This is a genomic window from Pseudobdellovibrionaceae bacterium (assembly GCA_015163855.1).
Classification (GTDB): domain Bacteria; phylum Bdellovibrionota; class Bdellovibrionia; order Bdellovibrionales; family UBA1609; genus JAAOIH01.
In genome coordinates, this window is sequence record JAAOIK010000008.1 from 1 (window position 1) to 18,970 (window position 18,970).

At 36.0% G+C, this 18,970-nt stretch carries 23 protein-coding genes and 1 other RNA gene; 12 read left to right on the forward strand and 12 right to left on the reverse strand.

The annotated features are described in order from the left end of the window. The 3 genes from HAW63_00860 to rnpB all read left to right on the forward strand — a co-directional run. Positions 1–1,165: leucyl aminopeptidase (locus tag HAW63_00860; protein MBE8162527.1), on the forward strand; the 1,165-nt coding region annotated here is incomplete at its 5' end. 41 nt (positions 1,166–1,206) lie between these two features. Next, on the forward strand, positions 1,207–1,830 hold the full coding sequence (locus HAW63_00865; protein MBE8162528.1) for a hypothetical protein: 624 nt from the start codon (positions 1,207–1,209) through the stop codon (positions 1,828–1,830). A gap of 44 nt (positions 1,831–1,874) precedes the next feature. Then, an RNA gene (rnpB, locus tag HAW63_00870) (RNase P RNA component class A) lies at positions 1,875–2,237 on the forward strand. Positions 2,238–2,296: 59 nt separating this feature from the next. Here the strand turns inward: rnpB and HAW63_00875 are convergent. Next, positions 2,297–3,526: a class I SAM-dependent RNA methyltransferase gene (locus tag HAW63_00875; GenBank protein ID MBE8162529.1), complete on the reverse strand. Its 1,230-nt coding sequence runs from the start codon at positions 3,524–3,526 to the stop codon at positions 2,297–2,299. A 21-nt stretch (positions 3,527–3,547) separates the two neighbouring features. Between HAW63_00875 and pgsA the strand changes: the two genes are divergently transcribed. Both pgsA and HAW63_00885 read left to right on the forward strand, forming a co-directional pair. Further along, the gene (gene pgsA / locus HAW63_00880; GenBank protein MBE8162530.1) at positions 3,548–4,153 is read left to right on the forward strand and encodes a CDP-diacylglycerol--glycerol-3-phosphate 3-phosphatidyltransferase; all 606 of its coding nucleotides are present in this window, start codon (positions 3,548–3,550) and stop codon (positions 4,151–4,153) included. Positions 4,154–4,209: 56 nt separating this feature from the next. Then, positions 4,210–4,677 carry a hypothetical protein gene (locus tag HAW63_00885; GenBank protein MBE8162531.1) on the forward strand — a complete coding sequence of 156 codons (468 nt, stop codon included), beginning with the start codon at positions 4,210–4,212 and terminating at the stop codon, positions 4,675–4,677. A 15-nt stretch (positions 4,678–4,692) separates the two neighbouring features. Here HAW63_00885 and mltG read toward each other — a convergent pair whose 3' ends face one another. From mltG to HAW63_00905, 4 genes are read right to left on the reverse strand one after another with little or no spacing between them, the layout of a single operon-like run. Next, positions 4,693–5,745, reverse strand: a complete 1,053-nt coding sequence (gene mltG / locus HAW63_00890) for an endolytic transglycosylase MltG (GenBank protein MBE8162532.1) — start codon at positions 5,743–5,745, stop codon at positions 4,693–4,695. 18 nt (positions 5,746–5,763) lie between these two features. Beyond that, complete coding sequence (locus HAW63_00895) at positions 5,764–7,263, reverse strand: aldehyde dehydrogenase family protein (GenBank protein MBE8162533.1); 1,500 nt, start codon at positions 7,261–7,263, stop codon at positions 5,764–5,766. A 27-nt stretch (positions 7,264–7,290) separates the two neighbouring features. Next, on the reverse strand, positions 7,291–8,331 hold the full coding sequence (locus tag HAW63_00900; GenBank protein MBE8162534.1) for an arginine N-succinyltransferase: 1,041 nt from the start codon (positions 8,329–8,331) through the stop codon (positions 7,291–7,293). A gap of 10 nt (positions 8,332–8,341) precedes the next feature. Further along, positions 8,342–9,751 carry an aminotransferase class III-fold pyridoxal phosphate-dependent enzyme gene (locus HAW63_00905; GenBank protein ID MBE8162535.1) on the reverse strand — a complete coding sequence of 470 codons (1,410 nt, stop codon included), beginning with the start codon at positions 9,749–9,751 and terminating at the stop codon, positions 8,342–8,344. Positions 9,752–9,842: 91 nt separating this feature from the next. Here HAW63_00905 and HAW63_00910 point away from each other — a divergent pair, with 91 nt between their 5' ends. From HAW63_00910 to HAW63_00920, 3 genes are read left to right on the forward strand one after another with little or no spacing between them, the layout of a single operon-like run. After that, positions 9,843–10,442 (forward strand): hypothetical protein, encoded by a 600-nt coding sequence (locus tag HAW63_00910; GenBank protein MBE8162536.1) that lies wholly within the window; start codon positions 9,843–9,845, stop codon positions 10,440–10,442. Further along, positions 10,439–10,933 (forward strand): cyclic nucleotide-binding domain-containing protein, encoded by a 495-nt coding sequence (locus HAW63_00915; protein MBE8162537.1) that lies wholly within the window; start codon positions 10,439–10,441, stop codon positions 10,931–10,933. Before HAW63_00910 ends, HAW63_00915 begins: the two co-directional genes overlap by 4 nt. A 3-nt stretch (positions 10,934–10,936) precedes the next feature. After that, the gene (locus HAW63_00920) at positions 10,937–11,965 is read left to right on the forward strand and encodes an AI-2E family transporter (GenBank protein MBE8162538.1); all 1,029 of its coding nucleotides are present in this window, start codon (positions 10,937–10,939) and stop codon (positions 11,963–11,965) included. Positions 11,966–11,972: 7 nt separating this feature from the next. On the opposite strand, the gene HAW63_00925 is transcribed toward HAW63_00920, so the two are convergent. Then, positions 11,973–12,425, reverse strand: coding sequence for an HIT family protein (locus tag HAW63_00925; protein MBE8162539.1), 453 nt, complete (start codon positions 12,423–12,425; stop codon positions 11,973–11,975). A 61-nt stretch (positions 12,426–12,486) separates the two neighbouring features. On the opposite strand from HAW63_00925, the gene bamD reads away from it, so the two are divergent. From bamD to HAW63_00940, 3 genes are read left to right on the forward strand one after another with little or no spacing between them, the layout of a single operon-like run. Continuing rightward, the gene (bamD, locus tag HAW63_00930) at positions 12,487–13,194 is read left to right on the forward strand and encodes an outer membrane protein assembly factor BamD (GenBank protein MBE8162540.1); all 708 of its coding nucleotides are present in this window, start codon (positions 12,487–12,489) and stop codon (positions 13,192–13,194) included. A 9-nt stretch (positions 13,195–13,203) separates the two neighbouring features. Beyond that, on the forward strand, positions 13,204–13,902 hold the full coding sequence (locus HAW63_00935; protein ID MBE8162541.1) for a tetratricopeptide repeat protein: 699 nt from the start codon (positions 13,204–13,206) through the stop codon (positions 13,900–13,902). Between the two features lies 1 nt (position 13,903). Beyond that, positions 13,904–14,413 (forward strand): hypoxanthine phosphoribosyltransferase, encoded by a 510-nt coding sequence (locus HAW63_00940; protein MBE8162542.1) that lies wholly within the window; start codon positions 13,904–13,906, stop codon positions 14,411–14,413. A gap of 43 nt (positions 14,414–14,456) precedes the next feature. On the opposite strand, the gene HAW63_00945 is transcribed toward HAW63_00940, so the two are convergent. Genes HAW63_00945 through rplU form a run of 6 tightly spaced genes read right to left on the reverse strand, consistent with a single transcriptional unit; the run spans position 14,457 to position 18,492 of the window. Further along, positions 14,457–15,086 carry a hypothetical protein gene (locus HAW63_00945; GenBank protein ID MBE8162543.1) on the reverse strand — a complete coding sequence of 210 codons (630 nt, stop codon included), beginning with the start codon at positions 15,084–15,086 and terminating at the stop codon, positions 14,457–14,459. Between the two features lie 9 nt (positions 15,087–15,095). After that, a complete protein-coding gene (locus HAW63_00950; GenBank protein ID MBE8162544.1) occupies positions 15,096–15,743 on the reverse strand; it encodes a hypothetical protein in 648 nt (215 codons plus the stop codon). Between the two features lie 24 nt (positions 15,744–15,767). Then, positions 15,768–16,799 (reverse strand): nicotinate (nicotinamide) nucleotide adenylyltransferase, encoded by a 1,032-nt coding sequence (gene nadD, locus HAW63_00955; GenBank protein ID MBE8162545.1) that lies wholly within the window; start codon positions 16,797–16,799, stop codon positions 15,768–15,770. Positions 16,800–16,810: 11 nt separating this feature from the next. Further along, positions 16,811–17,821, reverse strand: coding sequence for a GTPase ObgE (obgE, locus tag HAW63_00960; protein ID MBE8162546.1), 1,011 nt, complete (start codon positions 17,819–17,821; stop codon positions 16,811–16,813). Positions 17,822–17,838: 17 nt separating this feature from the next. Continuing rightward, on the reverse strand, positions 17,839–18,117 hold the full coding sequence (rpmA, locus tag HAW63_00965; protein ID MBE8162547.1) for a 50S ribosomal protein L27: 279 nt from the start codon (positions 18,115–18,117) through the stop codon (positions 17,839–17,841). An 18-nt stretch (positions 18,118–18,135) separates the two neighbouring features. Beyond that, positions 18,136–18,492 carry a 50S ribosomal protein L21 gene (rplU, locus tag HAW63_00970; protein MBE8162548.1) on the reverse strand — a complete coding sequence of 119 codons (357 nt, stop codon included), beginning with the start codon at positions 18,490–18,492 and terminating at the stop codon, positions 18,136–18,138. 294 nt (positions 18,493–18,786) lie between these two features. Between rplU and HAW63_00975 the strand changes: the two genes are divergently transcribed. Further along, the coding region (locus HAW63_00975; protein MBE8162549.1) for a hypothetical protein at positions 18,787–18,970 on the forward strand (184 nt) is incomplete at its 3' end.

Consider the following 18,970-nt stretch of genomic DNA (forward strand, 5'->3'; position numbering starts at 1 on the left):
CTTAAATAATTGGATGGGTTTACATAAAAATTATAAAAGCCAATTAACCGCATTTTTAGAGGCATGGGGGTTAATGTCTTACCAACCCTTAATGCATAAAGAAAAAACAACACTTCCAAAAGACATGCCCTTAAATATTACCAACACAAAAGCTTTGCAAAATAAAGTAATTGTTAAATCTATAGAAACAGCAAATATTTTATCTAGCTGTATTAATTTTTCTAAATACTTAGGCGATCAACCTGGTAACCACATGACACCAACTATATTAGCAAACGAAGTTACTAAGGCTGCAAAAAATACTAAGTTAAAAGTTTCTACATGGGATAAAGCGCGCATAAAAAAAGAAAAAATGGGTGGCTTACTGGCGGTAACACAAGGAAGCTCTCAAGACCCTCGCTTTATTATTATGGAATATAAAGGCGCAGCTAAAAGTAAAAAGCCCGTTGTGTTTGTTGGAAAAGGTTTAACTTTTGATGCCGGTGGAATTTCTATTAAACCTTCGGCAGGAATGCAAGATATGAAATACGATATGTGTGGAGGGGCCAATGTTATTGGGGCCATGCTTGCTATTGCAAAATTAAATTTAAAAGTGAATGTTGTTGGGCTAGTTCCTAGTTCGGAAAATTTAGTTAGTCGCGACGCTATAAAACCCGGTGATATTATTACCGCGCGGTCCGGAAAAACAGTAGAGGTATTAAATACCGATGCAGAAGGACGCTTAATTTTAATGGATGCTTTAAATTACGCTTGCGAATTAAATCCAAAAGCCATTTATGATGTAGCCACCTTAACAGGAGCAATACTGGTTGCTTTGGGAAATATTTATACCGGTGTTTTTAGTAATGATAAAAAAGTGGTGCAAAAAATTCAAAGCGCTGCAAAGCTTGCCGGAGAAAAAGTTTGGCATATGCCTTTGGATAACTTTCATCGCCAAGATATGAAGGGGCAATTTGCCGATTTAGCAAACATATCTTCCTCTCGTGGCGCAGGCAGTTCTACCGCGGCAGCTTTTTTATCTTACTTTGTGGATAAAAACATTCCCTGGGCTCATTTTGATATTGCAGGAACGGCTTGGAACTCGGCCAATCGTGTAAAATATTCCCCTGCCAAGGCGGCAACGGGTTGTATGGTTAGGACCTTTGTCGAGCTAGCGCAAAAATAAGGCCGTTTTATTTTTTTTCGTGATGTGCCGAAAAGCCTGCTATGAACAAGTGCCTTAAATATAGTGTTGCTGCCATGACCACAATAGGCTTGTGGAGCTTTGGCGTTTTTCAAGGCCACGAGTCTTGGAATGGTGTGGTTTACAACAATTTTACAAAACCAAAAAGACAATTGGCCTCTGTTAGCTCGCACTTTGATTTATCCAAATTGGTTTCTATTCACCCCGAGGTATTTGAACAACAAAGCCTTGTGGACCGAGCCTATGTTACAGAAAAACAAAATGGGCTACAGCTTTACTTAGGGCACATTAGCATGGATAGCTCCGTTAGTAATTTAGTGTGCGAACATTACTCGCACTTGCAGTTAGTGTTACACTCTAGCAATGTTAGTTTTAGTGGTGACCCTATAGAAATGAGGTTAACCGCTTTATGTAATGTTTCTAAAAATATTAATTTTATTGATCCCATTTTCATTCCCATTTCTCAGATAAAAAAAACCAAAGGCAGCCACTTTAAAAATAAATCCATTTTTTTAAAAAATGCTTATTTTTTACACATGAGTTCTGAATGGCTAATTAAAAAAATTAGCTTTTTCTCTAAAAAAGGACGCAGTTTGCCAAAATTTTCTGTTAAAGCAGAAAGGCCTTTTGGCATTACTTTACAATAACAAAAAAATTGCAAAGCCCTTAAAGTGTGTTATTTAGTAACCCGGAGGATAAAAATTCTGTCGCTCTTTGCTCTTTTTGAGCAAGGGGAGGAAAGTCCGGACTACAAATAGTGGCACAAAGGCTAACGGCCTTCCACCGAAAGGTGAGGACCAGTGGAACAGAAAGAATGTCTGGCGCGTTTGTATTTATCAGGGGAAGTTCCTTTTAAAAAGTGACCAGAGTGAAAACAGCTAAACTCTGTGCGTAGCAAGGTTAAATAGGAAGATGCCTGAGCGTAACTAGCGCAAAATCTTCGGGTAGACCGCATGAAAAAATCAGCAATGGTTTTTCTAGATGAATGGCAGAACACTTTTAAGCGTATGGACTTAAAAGGCAACAAAATCCGGCTTATTATTTATCCTTTTCCCATAAGGGGGTGTATTTACACCCCCACCTTTTATTGTATTAAAAAATTTTTTTTAAATATTAGTTTTGTAATTTTAAAATCACTAAACTTTCTACATGGTCTGTTTGGGGAAACATATCGTAAGCTTGCACTAATATAGTTTTGTAAAGCGCGTCTGTTCCATTTATAATTTCTAAATCTCTAGCCAAAGTTTGTGGATTACAACTAATATAAAAAATTACAGAAGGTTTTAACTCTCTTAAAGAATGCAGCACTCCTTGGTCACAGCCAATTCTAGGGGGGTCTAACAATACTGGGCCATTAAGCTTTGTGCACTCTTGTAAAAACTGTTGAACATCTTGTGCAATAAATTTTACTCTATCGTGTTTGTTATCTAAGGCTTCTTTTTTAGCTCTTTGTATAGCACTTAAACTTAACTCTACTCCAATAATTTCTTTTGGCTGAAGTGTCTTGCTTATGGGAAAAGTAAAATTACCATGCCCACAGTATAAATCATACACCGTTTGATTGGGCATAATGTGGGTTTTTAAATGCTTTAATACATTACAAATAAGAATTTGATTAACCCCTTGGTTAACTTGGGCAAAAGTGTTTTTACTTTTTTGTAATTGCACGCTGTCCACCTGATATTGCACTTTATTGTCTTCAGACAAATACACCTCTACCTTTTGATGTTGCTGCTTTTTTCGCGTGGCCGACGCCTTACTGTTTAGCAAAGCCTTGCCCGTAAGGCTTAAAATAAATTTATCTATTTCTCGAAACAAAGCCGTGTCTGCTATGGGGCAATCTTTAATTTTAACTAAGCTTTGCGATTTTTTTTCATAAAACCCATAGTTTCCTTTTTGGTCCACTTTTAACTGCACGCGGTTTCGGTAATTCCACTGTTTGGGGCTAGGTACAATATTTTTTATCACCTCTAAGGGAAGTGGTATTTTTTTCTTCAGTGCTGATTCTAAAATCTGTTGTTTTTGCAGTAGCTGTTCTTTGTAAGAAATATGCTGCCAAGTACAGCCTCCACATTTTTGAAACACAACACACTTTGGAGATATTCTGGTGTCTGCGGGCTTTTTTATACTCACTAGCTCGGCCTGTGCAAAGTTTTTTTTAATGCGTACAATGCGAACCAAAGCATTGTCTCCAGGACAAGTAAAAGGAGTAAAAACCACAAAGCCTTCGTAGCGACCAACTCCCGCGCCGCCAGTGGCCACAGAGTCAATAAACAAGGGTACAATTTCTCCCATGGAAAAAGGGAGATTTTTTTTGATACTTCCAGACTTTTTATTTTTCATAAATAACTGTATATAAATAACATGTACAAAAAAAAATACAACTTTGCCATGATGGCCACCTATTTACGGATTATACTCTCTCCCCTAATCGGTTATTTTATTTTGTTAAACACTGCTCAAGGTTATCAGATAGCCTTTTTTTTATTTATTCCCACCGCTTTAACCGACTGGCTAGACGGCTACCTTTCTCGTAAGTTTAACGAAGAAAGTCAGCTGGGTAAATTAATGGACCCCCTAGCCGATAAAGTTTTAATGCAAGTTTGCATTTTTGCCCTAACCTATAACCACCTTATTAGCCCTGCGATTTTAATTGTTTTATTAATGAGAAATGCGCTTATTGCAGGGTTAAGAAGTGTTGCCGCCTCTAATCAAATTATTATTTTCGCTCGCCCATTAGGTAAACTTAAAACAGCTTTGCAAATGGTTTCGGTTCCCCTGCTACTCGCGTCTCAATATTTAGATATAAGCACCGGCAAAGGTTGGATGTATAACGCCCTTACACATATCCCCCTACTTTCTACTTCTTTATTTTTTCCATTAGGATACGCCCTTTTATGGATTGCCAGTATTTTAAGTGTTGCCTCTGGACTAGAGTATAGCTACCGATACTTTCGACAAAAAACTTAAATATAACGGCTTAAAAAACCGATATCTATTTGAAGTTTAAAAACACACTTAATAATATGCATAAATTAAAAGCCTTTAAAAAACACATTCTTTTTAGCCTAGCTATCTTAGGTATATTAAGCCTTAATTTTATGTTGGCCTTTAATGCTGATTTAAAAAAACAAGCTTATAGTTTAATTAATTCGCCGTTTCGAAAAGTAACTAGTGTTTTAATATCTAAGGTTGTTGCAAAGCAACCTATAAAAATAGTAAAAATTCAAACTTCTCAAGGTTTGTTTTTAGAGGTGTACGGTGTAAAACAGCGTAACGCTCAACCCCTGTTATCAAAAGTAAAATTACAAGACCCCCACGATGGTTACTTTCAATTTGCTACACAATCCTCTAATTTAGCGCTCAGTGACATTAACAATGATGGGGTATTGGATATTGTTTCGGTGGGCTTTGATAAAAATCAAAAAGGTCATTTAAGTATTTATAACTTTAATTACGACACTAATTCTTTGGTATTTCTTTACAGAAAATAATTTAAAAAACTACTTTTACTTTGGCGCAAGTGTTTTTGGTACTCTTCGTGCTCTTCGTGCTCTTCGCAATTGATACTGACGAACATATTTTAAATGCTCTTGATAAGTAGATGTAAAAACATGCTCTCCATTATTTTTACTTACAAAATATAAAAAGCTAGATTTTTTAGGAAAAAAAACCGCTTGAATTGCCTTTGTCCCCGGATTAGCAATAGGCCCTATGGGCAAAGCCTTAATGCGATAAGTGTTATATTTGGTATAAGCTAAAATATCTTTTCTGCGAATATTATTGCTTTTAGATCCGTTAACCCACATTCCATATAAAATAGTGGGGTCGGTTTGTAATCGCATTCCTTTTTTTAAGCGGTTAAAAAATACCCCCGCAATTAAAGCTCTTTCTTTGGCTTGTCCGGTTTCTTTTTCTACAATGCTTGCCATAGTAATAACTTTGTGTCGGCTAAGCTTGCTATGTTTTTTTAATGCCAGTTTTTGATAATTAAAAAAAAACTTTGCAACTAAAGTGTTAATAATGCTTTTTTCAGAATCGTATTTATAAAAATGATATGTGTCTGGAAAAAGATACCCCTCTAAACTAAAAATATTAGTTGGCCATTGTTTTTCGGGGCTATGTTTTTTAAAAATTTGTTTAACAAATTTAGTGCTTGTGCATAGCTGTAAAAATACTTTAGCTTTGCCTAGTTGTTTTTGCTCTAGCAGCTCTGCAATTTGAAAAATATTAAATCCCTCTGGAATAGTTAAGTTTATTTTTCGTCGCGAACCCTGTTTAAAAATTTTTAATAATTTTAAATACGACCATTTATTAGAAACAACATACTCCCCTGGGCGCACATTTTTATCCATGCTGGTAATTTTAGCCACGGCTTTAAAAATAAAAGGATACCTAACCAAAGATTGTTTTTGTAAATTTGCGTTAAGGGTGTGAAAACCTTGTTCTGGTTTAATATCTACAACAACCTGCTTTTCTTTTTCGGTAAAAAAATCAGGCAATTGCCTTGTGCAGCCCAAAGACAAAAAAACACTTACTGTAGTTAAAAAAAATATGCGCATAATTAATAATTGCTTAGTTTAAAAAGAAAATCCTGTCATGTTAGACCCCAAAAAACTATCATCGCTTTTTAATAAAGCTACGGGAGTGGTGCAATATTGTACAGAAAAATGCGCCGAAGGCCTGTGGTTTCCCGACTTACCTAAACCTCCAAAGGGAAGGCGAGAACTAGCCCCCGTGGTTGCTCGATTAATATTTAACAGGCCCACCTTCCAATCTAAAAATGCTTTATTGTGTAACACTTCATCATTGCTAAATAAAGACGCCACTAAACCAAAGCCAGAACTATTAATTATAAAGCTGGCCTGATCAAAATCTTTAACTTTGTATAAACTTACTTGGGGGGAAAACCATTCGCTGTTTTGGTATACAGAAGTTTTTTTATATTCTGAAAAACCAAAAACCGCTGGGCCTACATAATGCCCTTTGTGTTGTAACTCTAAAGCCTTTCCTTGTAGCAATAATTCCCCGCCTTCGGCCACTGCTTGTTTTTGCGCGCTTAAATGACGGCTCACTGCTTGTTGATCAATTAAAGGGCCCATAAATACCGGGTCCGCCCAATGACCGATTTTAATATTAGCAATGCCTTTTATAAAAGCCTCTGTAAATTTATCATATACCGATTCGTGAATAAAAATTTGACTAGTGCAAGAGCACCTTTGTCCCGAAGTAATAAAGCTAGCTACTATGTTTTCATAAACGGCTTTTTTAATGTTTGTGTCTTTCCACACTAAACTAGAGTTTTTGCCTCCCATTTCTAAAGCTAGTATTTTGCTGGGATGATTTAATAATTGTTTTTTTATTTTTAGCCCTACATCATAAGAGCCTGTAAACAAAACACCATCTACTAATTCGTGCTCCACTAAAGATTGGCTTAACTGCGCTTGGCCTTGAACCAAATTAAATACTCCTTGGGGTAAGCCTGCTTGATGAAACATTTCTGTTAAAATCTGTGCCGTGGCCGGAGTTTTTTCTGAAGGCTTAAAAATAACCGTATTTCCTGTAAGTAAGGCGGGAATAATATGCCCGTTTGCCAAATGCGCGGGAAAATTAAATGGACCAATAACCGCAAGCACCCCCTGTGGTTTAAACTGCGTTAATCCTGTAACTTGAGGTAAAATGTTTTCTATCTTTTCTGTGCGCACTAACTTTAGCGAATGCTCTATGGTCACAGTAATTTTAGAAGCCAAGGCCTTAGCTTCTCCTGTGGATTCCCATAGCGGCTTGCCCGTTTCTCGTGCAATAACCTTAGCTATTACATCCACATTTTTAACAAACAAAGCTTTTACTTTTTCCATATAACCAATTCGCTCTTCTAAACTTTTATACTTCCACAAAGTAGAGGCTTTATGAGCTGCAACACACACCTCTTTTAACAAACTTTTATTGCTGCTAACCCGCATTACTGTGTCTTCTAAATTGGAGGGGGAGCGCACCTCCCACTGATCGTCAAAATTTTTTATCGCGTGAAACTTTGAATTAAAATAAAATCCTTTATAAGGTATTTCTAAATTTTTCATACAACCCCTTTGTCTAATCAAGTTTTGTTATAAAGAAAAAGCCGTAACGCTTTCTCCGCTTTTAACCTGCAATGCATTTAAAATTTCTTTTTCACAACAAATTTGTACTTTAGAGTTAACATAAAATACTTTAGATGGTCGAATTAAAACACATCGAAAACTTTTAGCATCGCCCACGGATACAAAAAATTTTTTATCGGTGTCTTCTGAATTTTTATCAACCTTGTTTAAGTCATCCATACTATAAATAGTAGTTTGAAAAATACTATTATAAAAAAATAGATGTTTAATTTGCGCTCGCAAACAAATTCCCCCGTCAAAGGGGTCTACTTCGTCGCTATATACAAAGCCTGCTTTTTCTAATAGTTTCATAGCCGGCAAGCTTTTGGCTGGTGCTTGTGCAATGTCTTTTTGTGCCTGTTTGGAAAGCAAGGTTAAGTAAATGTCTTCTTTTGGCAAAAGGGCAGAAAAAAATTCTTGGTTTTCTTTGCTTTTTACATCCGCCTCTTTATAAGTTAGTGGAATAAATTTAGAAGATAAAGATTCCCACAAGGCATTAGACTTTGGAGCGATTTCTACATAAAGCCTTTCGTTAAATCGTTTTGAAAATTGAACAATATAAAACAGCCTTGCAAAGCTTAATAATTTTCCCAAGCTATAAGGCGATCCTTGAAAACTTTGTTCTATTACCAGCCCTCCCAACTCTGTTAAAGGTTCCCAGTCGGCTATTAGTTTTAGTTTTTTATGATCTACAGAAATTCCCAAAGAATGACTTTCTTTTTTTGCTTGTAAAATTTTAAAAGTGTAGTTGGCTCTTTCTTCGTGAGTTTTTTGTGCTTTAACTTGCCCCGTACCAATCACTTTTTTTGTTTCTAAATTTTCTAAAGCAAATACATACTGCGCTTCTGTTTTTGGCAGTAAATCACTAGTTGCCGTTTTTTTACTTAAAGCAATAAGATCTTTCACAGCATCTTTGTCTGCTGGTAAATTAAATAATTGCGCCGATTGCGCTAAATTATAAATATCTTCTTCGTCTTTGGGCTCTGCAATGCGCACAATAAATACCATGCTAAAATCCTTAAAAGCTATTAGACACTTCTGTTAATGATTTTTCTAAAATAGAAACTGCTAATTGAATATGCTCGGTCGTTAAAATGGCTGGACATAAAAAGCGTAATCGATAAGGGCCATGTCCGCAACTAAAAGCAACTAATCCATTTTTATATAGTGTTTTTAGTAAAGCCAAAGTTTTTTCTTTAGACCCATCTAAAGGAGTTAGCGCAATCATTAGCCCCATGCCTCCAATATCAGATATTAAGCCTTTGCAACTTCCTTTAGACAAGGCCGTTAGTGCGTCGGTCATTTCTGTATTAATGCGGTCGATTGCACCGCCCTTTCCTAAACAGTTTTCTTTTTCTAAGTAATTTAAGGTGGCATAGCCTGCAGACAAAGCCACCGAAGAGCTAGCAAAAGTTCCGGCAATTAACCCTGGTTTTGGGTTCATCGCTTTAGTGTAAAAAGTTGCTCCTACCTGCACGGCCTTGGCAACAGTGCATACATCAATATATTTTCCTAATTGTAATTTTTCAAAAGCAAAAAATTCTCCTGTGCGTAAAAAAGTTTGTACCTCGTCGACCCACACCGGTATTTGCTTTTCTTGGCAAAATTCTAAAAGAGGAACCCAAAAATCTCGCGTTGCTATTTTAAAACCACCCTCTCCTTGAATTAATTCAAACATAAAGGCCGCTATATCGCCCGGGTTATCGTTAACTTGTTTTTTTAATTCTGCTAAAGCTTTGTCGGCCTCTTGCTTTAACAACTTGGGGTTTGCCTCGCATTGTGCAAGAGAATAGCTAGAAACAAAAGGAACTCTTAACACTTCGTCATATGCGGGCAAGCCTTGTTTATATGCAGGGTTATCGGTAATTTCTGCCATGAATGTTGTTCTTCCTGCAAAGGCGGCGGTTAACGCAATAATTTTTTTAGCTGGTGATTTTTTTTGTCGGCAAATTTTTAACGCATTTTCATTAGCCATTGCACCAGAGGGACTTATCCAAACATGTTCAAGCCTGCTGTTTTTAGAGGCAATGCTTTTTAATTTACTAGCCAGCTTATAATAGCCTTGGCTTATTTGTAAATTTCCTTGCATAATCGCATCTTCTAAACCTGCCTCTACACCAGCTTTTAATAAGATTGGCGAGTTGTGCCCTAATAAATAAACCCCTATGGCATTAATTAAATCTAATTTAACAGAACCGTCCATTAACTCTACAAAAGGGCCCTTTCCTTTACCTGCAGATAAATACGGGTAAAACAATGGGCGCCCCCGCACATTACCCAATTCTTCTAAAGCCTTTTTGTAAGAAACCGCTTTGCCTTCTTCTGCGGACTTTATATTTTGAATGTCGTTATTTTCCTCTAACTTTGTTGCTACTAATTCTTCTATTAGCTGGTTAGATTTTTTAGACAGATTTTTGACATTTAACATATAATTCCTTATTGATATAGTTATAAACAAAAAGAACAGTAATCTTTCACCCTATTTATATGCTTTCTACTATAAAAAAGCAAAAACAAAGATGACAAATACGCTTTCCCCTTTATTAAAAGACGCTCAGCTGGCTTTTCAAAAAAGCGACTATAACTTAGCCTTAGGAAACCTATATAAAGCTTCTAAAATCGCTAACAACCCTCTTGAAGTAAGCAGCCTGCTAAAAGAGGTTCAACAAAAAATGTTGTCTACAAAACAAATACCAAAAGCCTTTAACCTGCCGCAGTTAAATAGCCCTTGGAACCTTAGCCCAAGCCTTTTAGTATTGTGCCTGTTGCTATTTTTATTTAAAGCTTTGGTGTCCGTTTATAAAAAAAACACATTAACTTTTAAATACTGGATAAGCTTGATTGTCTTTAGTAGCTTTTGCGTTGTTGCCACTAAAAAACAATACCGCTTTTACTTTCAGCCACAAGCGATTAGCTTAAACCCTAAACTTTCTTTACACCTAACCCCTAACCTTAGCAGCCCTGTGCTTTTTACGCTTTCTTCTGTGCGATTATTAAAAATTAATAAATTAACTACTGACTGGGCTTTGGTGCAAGACCAAGGTCAAGCAGGGTGGGTTCGCAAAAAGTTTTTATTCTTTACAAATTTTCACAGTCTCGATATTCTATGGGAACTATGATTAAAAGTTTGTGGAACAATGCCCTCTACCAAAAAGAGGCTATCTATATCCATAGTTTACAACAGTGTGAGCTATTAAAAAACTTAAGCAGTGGTCAAATTTATTACTTATTAAAAAACCTTCACAAGCGCACTTATCAAGCAGAAGAAAATATATTTCAACAAGACAGCTCGGGCAATGCAGCCTATATCATTTTAGAAGGAAATGTAAAAGTTCACTATAAAGAAGCAAAGGCTGAATCCAATTTAACAAATACAGACATTAGTATTTTACCCGCAGGATCTTTTTTTGGAGAAACCAATTTATATCAAAAAACAGGAACAAGAGTAGTTAGCGCCACTAGCATAAAAAAAACTATCTTGCTTAGTTTATTCAAGGCCGACATAGAACAAATGACTTCCTGTAAACCTAAAATTGCCATGCAGTTATTGTTAAATTTCAATGAAATTTTAAGCACTCGCATAATGCAAATAACACAAACGCATTTGTAATATATGTCTATAAACAAAAGATATTTTTTTCAAACTATTATTTTTTTATTCACGCTGTCTTTTTTTCTTGTGGCGCTATACACTGTAAGTAGTTTATTTATTTATTTACTGCTTTCCTTAGTTTTAAGTTACCTTTTAAAACCCATATTAAAATGGCTACAGCCCCTGGGCTTAAACCAACCCGTTTCGGTAATGCTAATTTTTTGTATTATAGGGCTTCTTGGCTTTCTTGGAGCTTTATATATTAGTCCAATTTTATCTAACAACTTTATACAACTAAAGGCAGAGCTGCCTAGCTATATTCAGGGGCTTCAAGACTTAACACAAAGGGCAGAATTATATTTAACCTCGCTGTTTAATATTCCCGTTAAATTACCTCTGCCCAATACATCGGCACAACAAATTACTGGCTGGACACAAGTGATTATAAGTAATGTTACACAGCTTACCACCATGTTTATCATGGTGCCTCTTTTTACCTTTTTTATTTTAATCGATGGAAATAAATTGATTTTGTTTTTATTTAAACTATTACCCAATAATTTATTTGAAATGTGGGTTAATATTCAAGAACAAATTAACAAACACTTAACTAACTTTGTGCAAGTGCGTATTTTAGAAGCCGTCATTGTTGGCATAATTGTTTGGGCAGGCCTTGTGATACTTGGCACACCTCAAGCTTTATTTCTTGCTATTTTCGCCGCCATTGCCAACTTAATTCCCTACATTGGGCCTATTATTGGTATGCTCCCTCCTGTTGTTATTTCTTTTGTAAAAGGTTATTCTGGATTTTATATAGGCACACAAATATTAGTTTACTCGTTAGCGCAACTAGTAGACATGGTGCTACTTATTCCGTGGCTTGTGGCTCGCGCCGTGGGCCTTAACTCTGCTATTGTAATTATCGCAATCATCATTGGCTCTCAATGGGGAGGCGTGCTGGGAATGATCATTGCTATTCCCGTGGCTAATATTTTAAAAATTAGCTTAATTAATTTTTACTTATATCGCTTTAACACAGATATTTCTTAAGGCCACTTTAACCTACAGATTTAATTTGCTCTACCCACTTTTGTAAAGTTGCACTGTCCATTAAATTTCCGTCATGGGTGGATACACAACCTTCGTAATTGGTTACAAAATCTTTTCTGCCCGAAGAAATAGGTTTCCATTTTTCATCATTAGTTCCGTGCAAAGGAAATAGTTTGGCATGAATATGATTTACTCCAAAACCTTCAAACACCAAGGCGCATCGGCCAGCAGAGGGAAAAGCTTTTACCAGCAAGTCTGATACTTTTGCGCTAGCCGCTATTAAATCTTCTCTTACCTTAGTGGGCAGCTTGGTAAAGTTACTAGAATAATGTTCTTTAGTAACCAAAACAGTAACCCCTTTGGTGTTGGGAAAAATGGATAAAAAAGCAAGGTGCTTACTATCCTCCCACACCTTGTAACTGGGAGATTTACCAGCAACTATCTGACAAAAAATACACATACTGCCCCTTATAAAAGCACTAATTATTGACTTCTACCAACCCACAGATAAATATACTAATATGTTTTTTCGACTACTTATTCTTAGTATTATTTTAAGCGCATGTTCCCACAGCTTTGACACAAGTACAAGCCAAGGCCTTTTAAAAAAAGCGCAATATTTAAGTAAAAGTGGGCAATATATAGAAGCCAGAAAAGAGCTAGAAAATATTATTAACTCCACAGCTCCTTATTCGGCTAAAGCTTCTGCACAATGGGAACTTGCAGAAATTAGTTTTAAAAAAGAAGAATTTGCACAAGCCGAGCTAGAATACAACCAAGGTTTACAAATTTTTTCTAAAAGCCCCTTAGTAAAACAATTTCAATATAAAAAAGCACTTAGTCTATACCGACAACTACCCGAAAAATATCAGCGTGATTTAAGCAATGCTCCCAGAGCAATTTTACAGTTTCAAAATTTTATTATTTCTTATCCCAAAAACCCTTTGGCAAAAGATGCTAAAAAATATATAGCCAAAATTCAAAGCCTTTTATTTAAAAAAGCCCTGTATGTGGCCAATTTTTATTTTGAACAAAAAAAATTTAAAGCGGCCTCTAAAAGATTTCAAAAAATCAGTCGGGCCCACTCCTCGGCTCCTTTGCTATTTAAGGCTACTTTAAGCACTTATAAAGCCGGCTATGACAACTGGACTTATTACTATAAAAAATTGCGCCGCCGCTTTCCAAAAAGTTCTGAAGTTGGTAGACTAAAGACATTGTTAAACTTATAAAATTTACCTATGTTACAAAAAACCACACCGCACAGTAGCTTTCATAAAAGAACCCCTTTTTCTAGTACCGCTGCGAACACTGGCTATACCCAAAAAAACCCAATGCCCGCGCGGCCTGTTAAAGCTTTGCAACAAGCTCAAGCCTTGCACCAAAGGGGTTCCTTTAAAGAGAGTATTGAACAGTATAAACAAATTTTAAAAGCACAACCAACCTGTGCAGAAGCTGCCTTTGCTATTAGTGTGTTGTACAATGATTTAGGCCAGTACCAAAACGCAAAAGTGTATTTTGCAAAAGCTGTTCAGGCTAAAGCACAACAAAACCCCAGCCTTCTTCCTCTAAAAAACGAAGTTGTGCAAAAATATCAAGAGCTTGCTTATATTTATTCTAAATATAAACAGCCACAGGTAGCCCTTAAATACTATTTAACAGCCCTTAGCCTTAACCCAAAAGATAAAAATACTTTTATAGCTTTGGGCCAAGTTCTTATTGAGTTAAAACAATACAGCCAAGCTATTTCTATTTTTAAATATTTAAATAGCCAAGACCCTCATTCATATATTATTCCTTTTCAATTAGCTCATGCCTATTATAAAAATAAACAAACCTTGCAGGCTATAATTATTTGGACAAATTTATCTAAACAGTTTCCATACAAAAAAGAACTTGTGGCACTAACCCACCTAACCCAAGCACTAAAGGCAGTATAATATGTTAAAATCAGAACTAGTTCCCAGCATTTCTCAAGACAGCATTAAAGACACTGTTAAAAAATTAGCCAGAGAAATTGAAAACGATTTTGAAGGCGAAAAGTTATCTATTATTTGTCCTTTAAAAAGTCATTTTATGTTTTGTGTAGATTTAATGAAAGAAATTTCTCTACCACAAGAATTAGACTTTGTATTTTTAAGCTCCCCCCCTAACGAAAGCGTAAAAGTTATAAAAGATGCTTTTATTAATATAAGAAATAAAAATATTTTAATTGTAACCACCGTGCTTGATGTAGGCCGCAGTATTTATTTTTTACAAAACCACTTAAGCTTAAGTTATCCAAAAAGTATAAAGCTGGTCACTTTGTTTGATAAACCTACGCGAAGAGAATTAGCAATTAGTTCTGATTATACTGGGTACACCGTTGATGACCGATTTATTGTTGGATATGGATTAGACATCAACGAACAAGGCCGCAATTACAAAGAGCTTTATAACTTTTCTCAATAATCTTAATAATTTTAATAAAAAATTTTTAAAATTAAACAAAAGTTTATAGCCTAATAACTTTTGCTGATTTTTTGGGCCGAAAGTTAAAAAAACTATCTTTTATTTTTTGCTTAAATGTCGTTTTTAAAAATTGATACTCCGTAAGGTTTTCTATATCGTCTTTATATGAAATTTTTATGATCTTCTTTTCTTTCGTGTTAATAATTATGCGAAAATCTTTAATCTTGTTTCTTAAAGAAGGTAGCCTTGCCTTTAAAGTGTAAACTCTCACATTAAATTTGTTTTCACTCCATCTGATAAAAAAATAATTTTTTAAATCTAAGTTAAAGCTAAATAATTGAATTAAAGGAATTTGCGACCACAAAGCTTTTTTGTTGGTGTGCTTAATGGCTCTTTTGTTAATTATCCACAAATCTTTTTTATTAAAAATAATTTCTGCCTTTGCGGGCTTTAAGTAAGTAAGTCTTATTCTTTTGTGCTTAATATATAAGTAAGCTTTATGAGCAGACTTAGTTCCTAATAATTTTTGGGTTTCTTTTTTTAATAAAAAAATTTTTATTCCGTTAGATTTTACATAAGAATTTAAAAGTTTTTCTAAAGTACTAAAAGACTTTGCTTCTGTAAGAGGGGTAAAAAATACAATGGCGCACAGTAAAACTAGTCTTACAATCATTTTAAAAGTTTATCGAATTTTAGGTCGATAGGCTAGAACTAAAACACAAAATGATTTTGGGCAGTCTAGTGCCTTATAGGCTGCCAAGGCCGTGCTGCCGGTGGTTAACACATCATCAACAAAAATAATATTTTTTGTATTCCATTTTTTTAAATCTTCTTTTGTTGCTGCTTCTTTTAAAGTTACTGTGCTTTTTATTCTTTCTGCTTTAGACAATCTTTTTTGTTTTTGTTTTTTTTGTCGATGCAAAATGTTTAAAAAAATAGAAGGCTTGCCAGTAGTGTCGGCCAAAGCTTTTGCAAAGTGCCCTGCGTGGTCTAATTTCTTTTCTCTTCCTGCTGCTGGTATATAAATTACTGATTTTTTTAAAAAAGAAAAGTGAAAAAAACATTCTTTTGCAACTTTGTTGTAAAAACACGAATTGCCCGCACCCTTTAAAGAGTACAAAAAAAAAGAAATAAAATGGTCTAACTTTCCCCATGTCCACAAGCTATACACCGGAAAGGGCAAGTTTGTTTCGGCCTTAGAAGGACAAATGCTATAAAATAATTTTTCTCGACAGCTTGGGCAGGCAAAGCTCACTAAAGAAAAAAATTGCCCACAAATCGGACAGTGTCGCAACACAGGCAAGAGTTTTAACAAATTTTCTTTAAGCACTCGCTACAAGTGCAAAAACTTTACCTATTTAATCTCTTCGCAATCCTTCCAAAGCTCTTCCATATAATATTTTCCACGCATAGGTTCGTGAAATAAATGAATAACTAAAAACCCGTAATCTAAAATAACCCAGCGCCCCTCGGCCAAACCCTCCACATATTGAGGTTTAACCCCGTAGTTTTTTAAAACCCCTTGTATTAAAGTTTCTGCTAAAAAATTAACTTTTTTATTATTGTCTGCCGAGCTAATTATAGAAAAATCAGACAAGCTGTTTTCTTTGGGCAGATTAAAGGCCAAAGTTCCAACCCCGCCCTGTTGAGTTAAAAACTGTGAACAAAAAACAGTAAAGGCTTTTAGGTCCACCACTTTTCTGCATTTTTCTAAATATAAATTATGTTCCTCAATATAAGAAAAAATATCTTTTGATAAATGTTGAGGGCAAGTTTTTTTGTCAAAAATAAAACTCCTTAAGTCTGTAGAAGATGCAAACACCGAAGGTACTTCTAAAAAATACAAGTGCTTTCCTGTGGCTAATAAAACTTTTTTTATTTTTTTTGCGGGCTGTTCTGGTGCAAAGTTAATGTCTTCCATTATATATGCTTTTATTTCTGAGGGAATGTAATTTTTTAAATCAGAAAAAGATACTCCTGCGCGGGTGGTTACAACAACATTGGCATGATTTAAAATTTGTTCAAAGTTTTTCCACGAGCTAAAGGTTTCGAAAGAATCTACTCCCATAATTAAAAATAAATTAGCTTCTGCATTTTTTTTTCGAAATTCTTCTATGGTTAAATAGGTGTAGCTAATGCTTTTTTGTTTTATTTCAAAAGCCTCTGCCTTCATGCTTTTTTCTTTAGACAATAACAGCGATAACATGTGTAATCGGTCTGTTGGCAAAGCGTTGCTTAATGATTTCCCCTGGGGGCTTTGGTAATAAGGCACTACAAGTATTTTGTTTAAGTCCGTAGCTTTGGCAACACACCGTAAGCTTTGTAAGTGACCTTCGTGAGGAGGGTTAAACGCCCCTCCAAAAATACCAATATTTTGTTTCTTCATAAACTGCCTTTTTATAATTCTAACACTTTAGCAATGTGGTCTAATAATTTAGAAATACCTAACTTTGTCATAGAGGATACCTCGAACACTAACAAGCCTTTTTCTAAAAATGGTTTTTTTAATTCTTCTAAGTTGGTAGCTAAGTCCACTTTGCTGAGTACAATAATTTGTGGCCGTTGGCTTAGCTTTTTATGTTCTACATTTGTACTTTGTCGCCGCTTATCATACTCTGATAATTCTGCATTTAAGGCTTCGTAGGCTTGCCAAGCGGGCCTTTCTGCAAACTCGCTAACATCAATTAAGTGTAGTAGCACTTGATTTCTTTCCACATGTCTTAAAAATTGAAACCCCAAACCTTTACCTTGTGCGGCCTTTTCAATTAACCCTGGAATGTCGGCTAATACAAAAGATTTTTCTCTCCAACCCACAACTCCCAATTGTGGTTTTAAAGTGGTAAACGGATAATCTGCAATTTTTGGCTGAGCCTTAGATACCACGGACAAAAAGGTAGACTTTCCTGCGTTAGGAAAACCCAATAAACCCACATCGGCAATTAGTTTTAACTCTAAATTAATTTTTAAAGAGCCTCCTGGTTCCCCTGGCTGAGCGTGCCTTGGCGCTTGGTTAACGCTAGTTTTAAAAAAAGAATTTCCCTTTCCTCCGCGACCTCCCCCTAGCAAAATCACCTTAGATTGGTCACTTAAATCTACTAAAATGCGCTGGTTTTCGTCTTTAACTATAGTTCCGGGAGGAACTTCTAAAACCAACGGCTTTCCGTCGGCACCTTGGCTATGTTGTCCGCCGCCCTTGCCGCCAGAGTCTGCTGAATAAAATTTTGTAAAGCGATAATTCAACAAGGAGCGCATGTTATGGTCTACAGAAAAAACCACATCGCCGCCACGGCCTCCATCTCCTCCATCAGGACCACCGCGAGGGACATGTTTTTCGCGACGAAAACTTACCGCACCAGACCCGCCAGAGCCAGAGGCAACGGTAATACTAACTTCATCAATAAAGGACATTTAATTAAAGACTATTTTTAAGCTACAGCTTTTTTAAACTGGTCTTGGGGATAAACAGCAATGCGTAATTTAGTTTTGCTAACTCTTTCGAATTGCACACGACCTTCAATAACAGAATATAGAGTGTGGTCACGGCCCATTTTTACATTGGCACCTTGTAATACTTTGGTTCCCCGCTGTCTAATTAAAATCATGCCAGGCCTTACTTGTTGCCCGCCAAACTTTTTTACACCTAATCGTTTACTTTGTGAATCACGACCATTTCGGGTACTACCTGAGGCTTTCTTTGATGCCATACCAAATCTCCTTACTTACTAAGCGGTTTTCTTCGCTTTTTTAGCAGCTTTTGCAACCTCACCATTAGGAGAGGTAATTTCTTTTATAAATAACTCTGTCATTGGCTGGCGATGTCCATTAAGACGGCGATAACCTTGTCTTCTTTTTTTCTTAAATACTAAAATTTTAGGAGCTTTAAAGTGGCGACGAACTTCGGCACTAACACTGGCATCTTTCACCGTAGGGCTTCCTACAAAAACTTCACCTTTTGCAGAAACCAACAAAGCTTCAAAATTACAAGACTTTCCAGTGTCAGACTCTATTTTTTCTACCCACACCGACTCACCAGCTTGCACTTTATATTGTTTTCCGCCTGTTTTTATAACTGCATACATTGCTTAACCTCAGTTTTTGCGCCTTCCGCCAAAGAAAGTTTTGCCACGGGAAGGCCTACTTTGTCAAGAGTTCATACCCCTTATAAGGGCTTGCCACAAAAACCCCATGGCTGTAAAGATAGCAAGAGGTTTAAGGTCAACTGACAAGCCCGCCATACTATGCCGTCACTTAAAAGCCTACTTTCAAAACTATCTATACGCTGGACTATTGGCGCCCAAATGTACCTAGGTCTATTTATATTTGTGGGTCTTATCTTTATAGCCAGTTTTTTAGGCTGGAAATCTTTAACCGAGATGAACACTATTCAAAGGGCAATTACTCAAGAGCGCATTCCCGAACTTTCTTTGGCCATTAAAATTGGACAAGAAAGCGCCGCCTTAACAGAAATAGCCCCTCGCCTACTTTCTTCACAAACAAAAAAAGAAGTACAAGCCTCCACAGTTCTTGTAAAAAAAAGTAGCGAAAACCTAGCCTCCA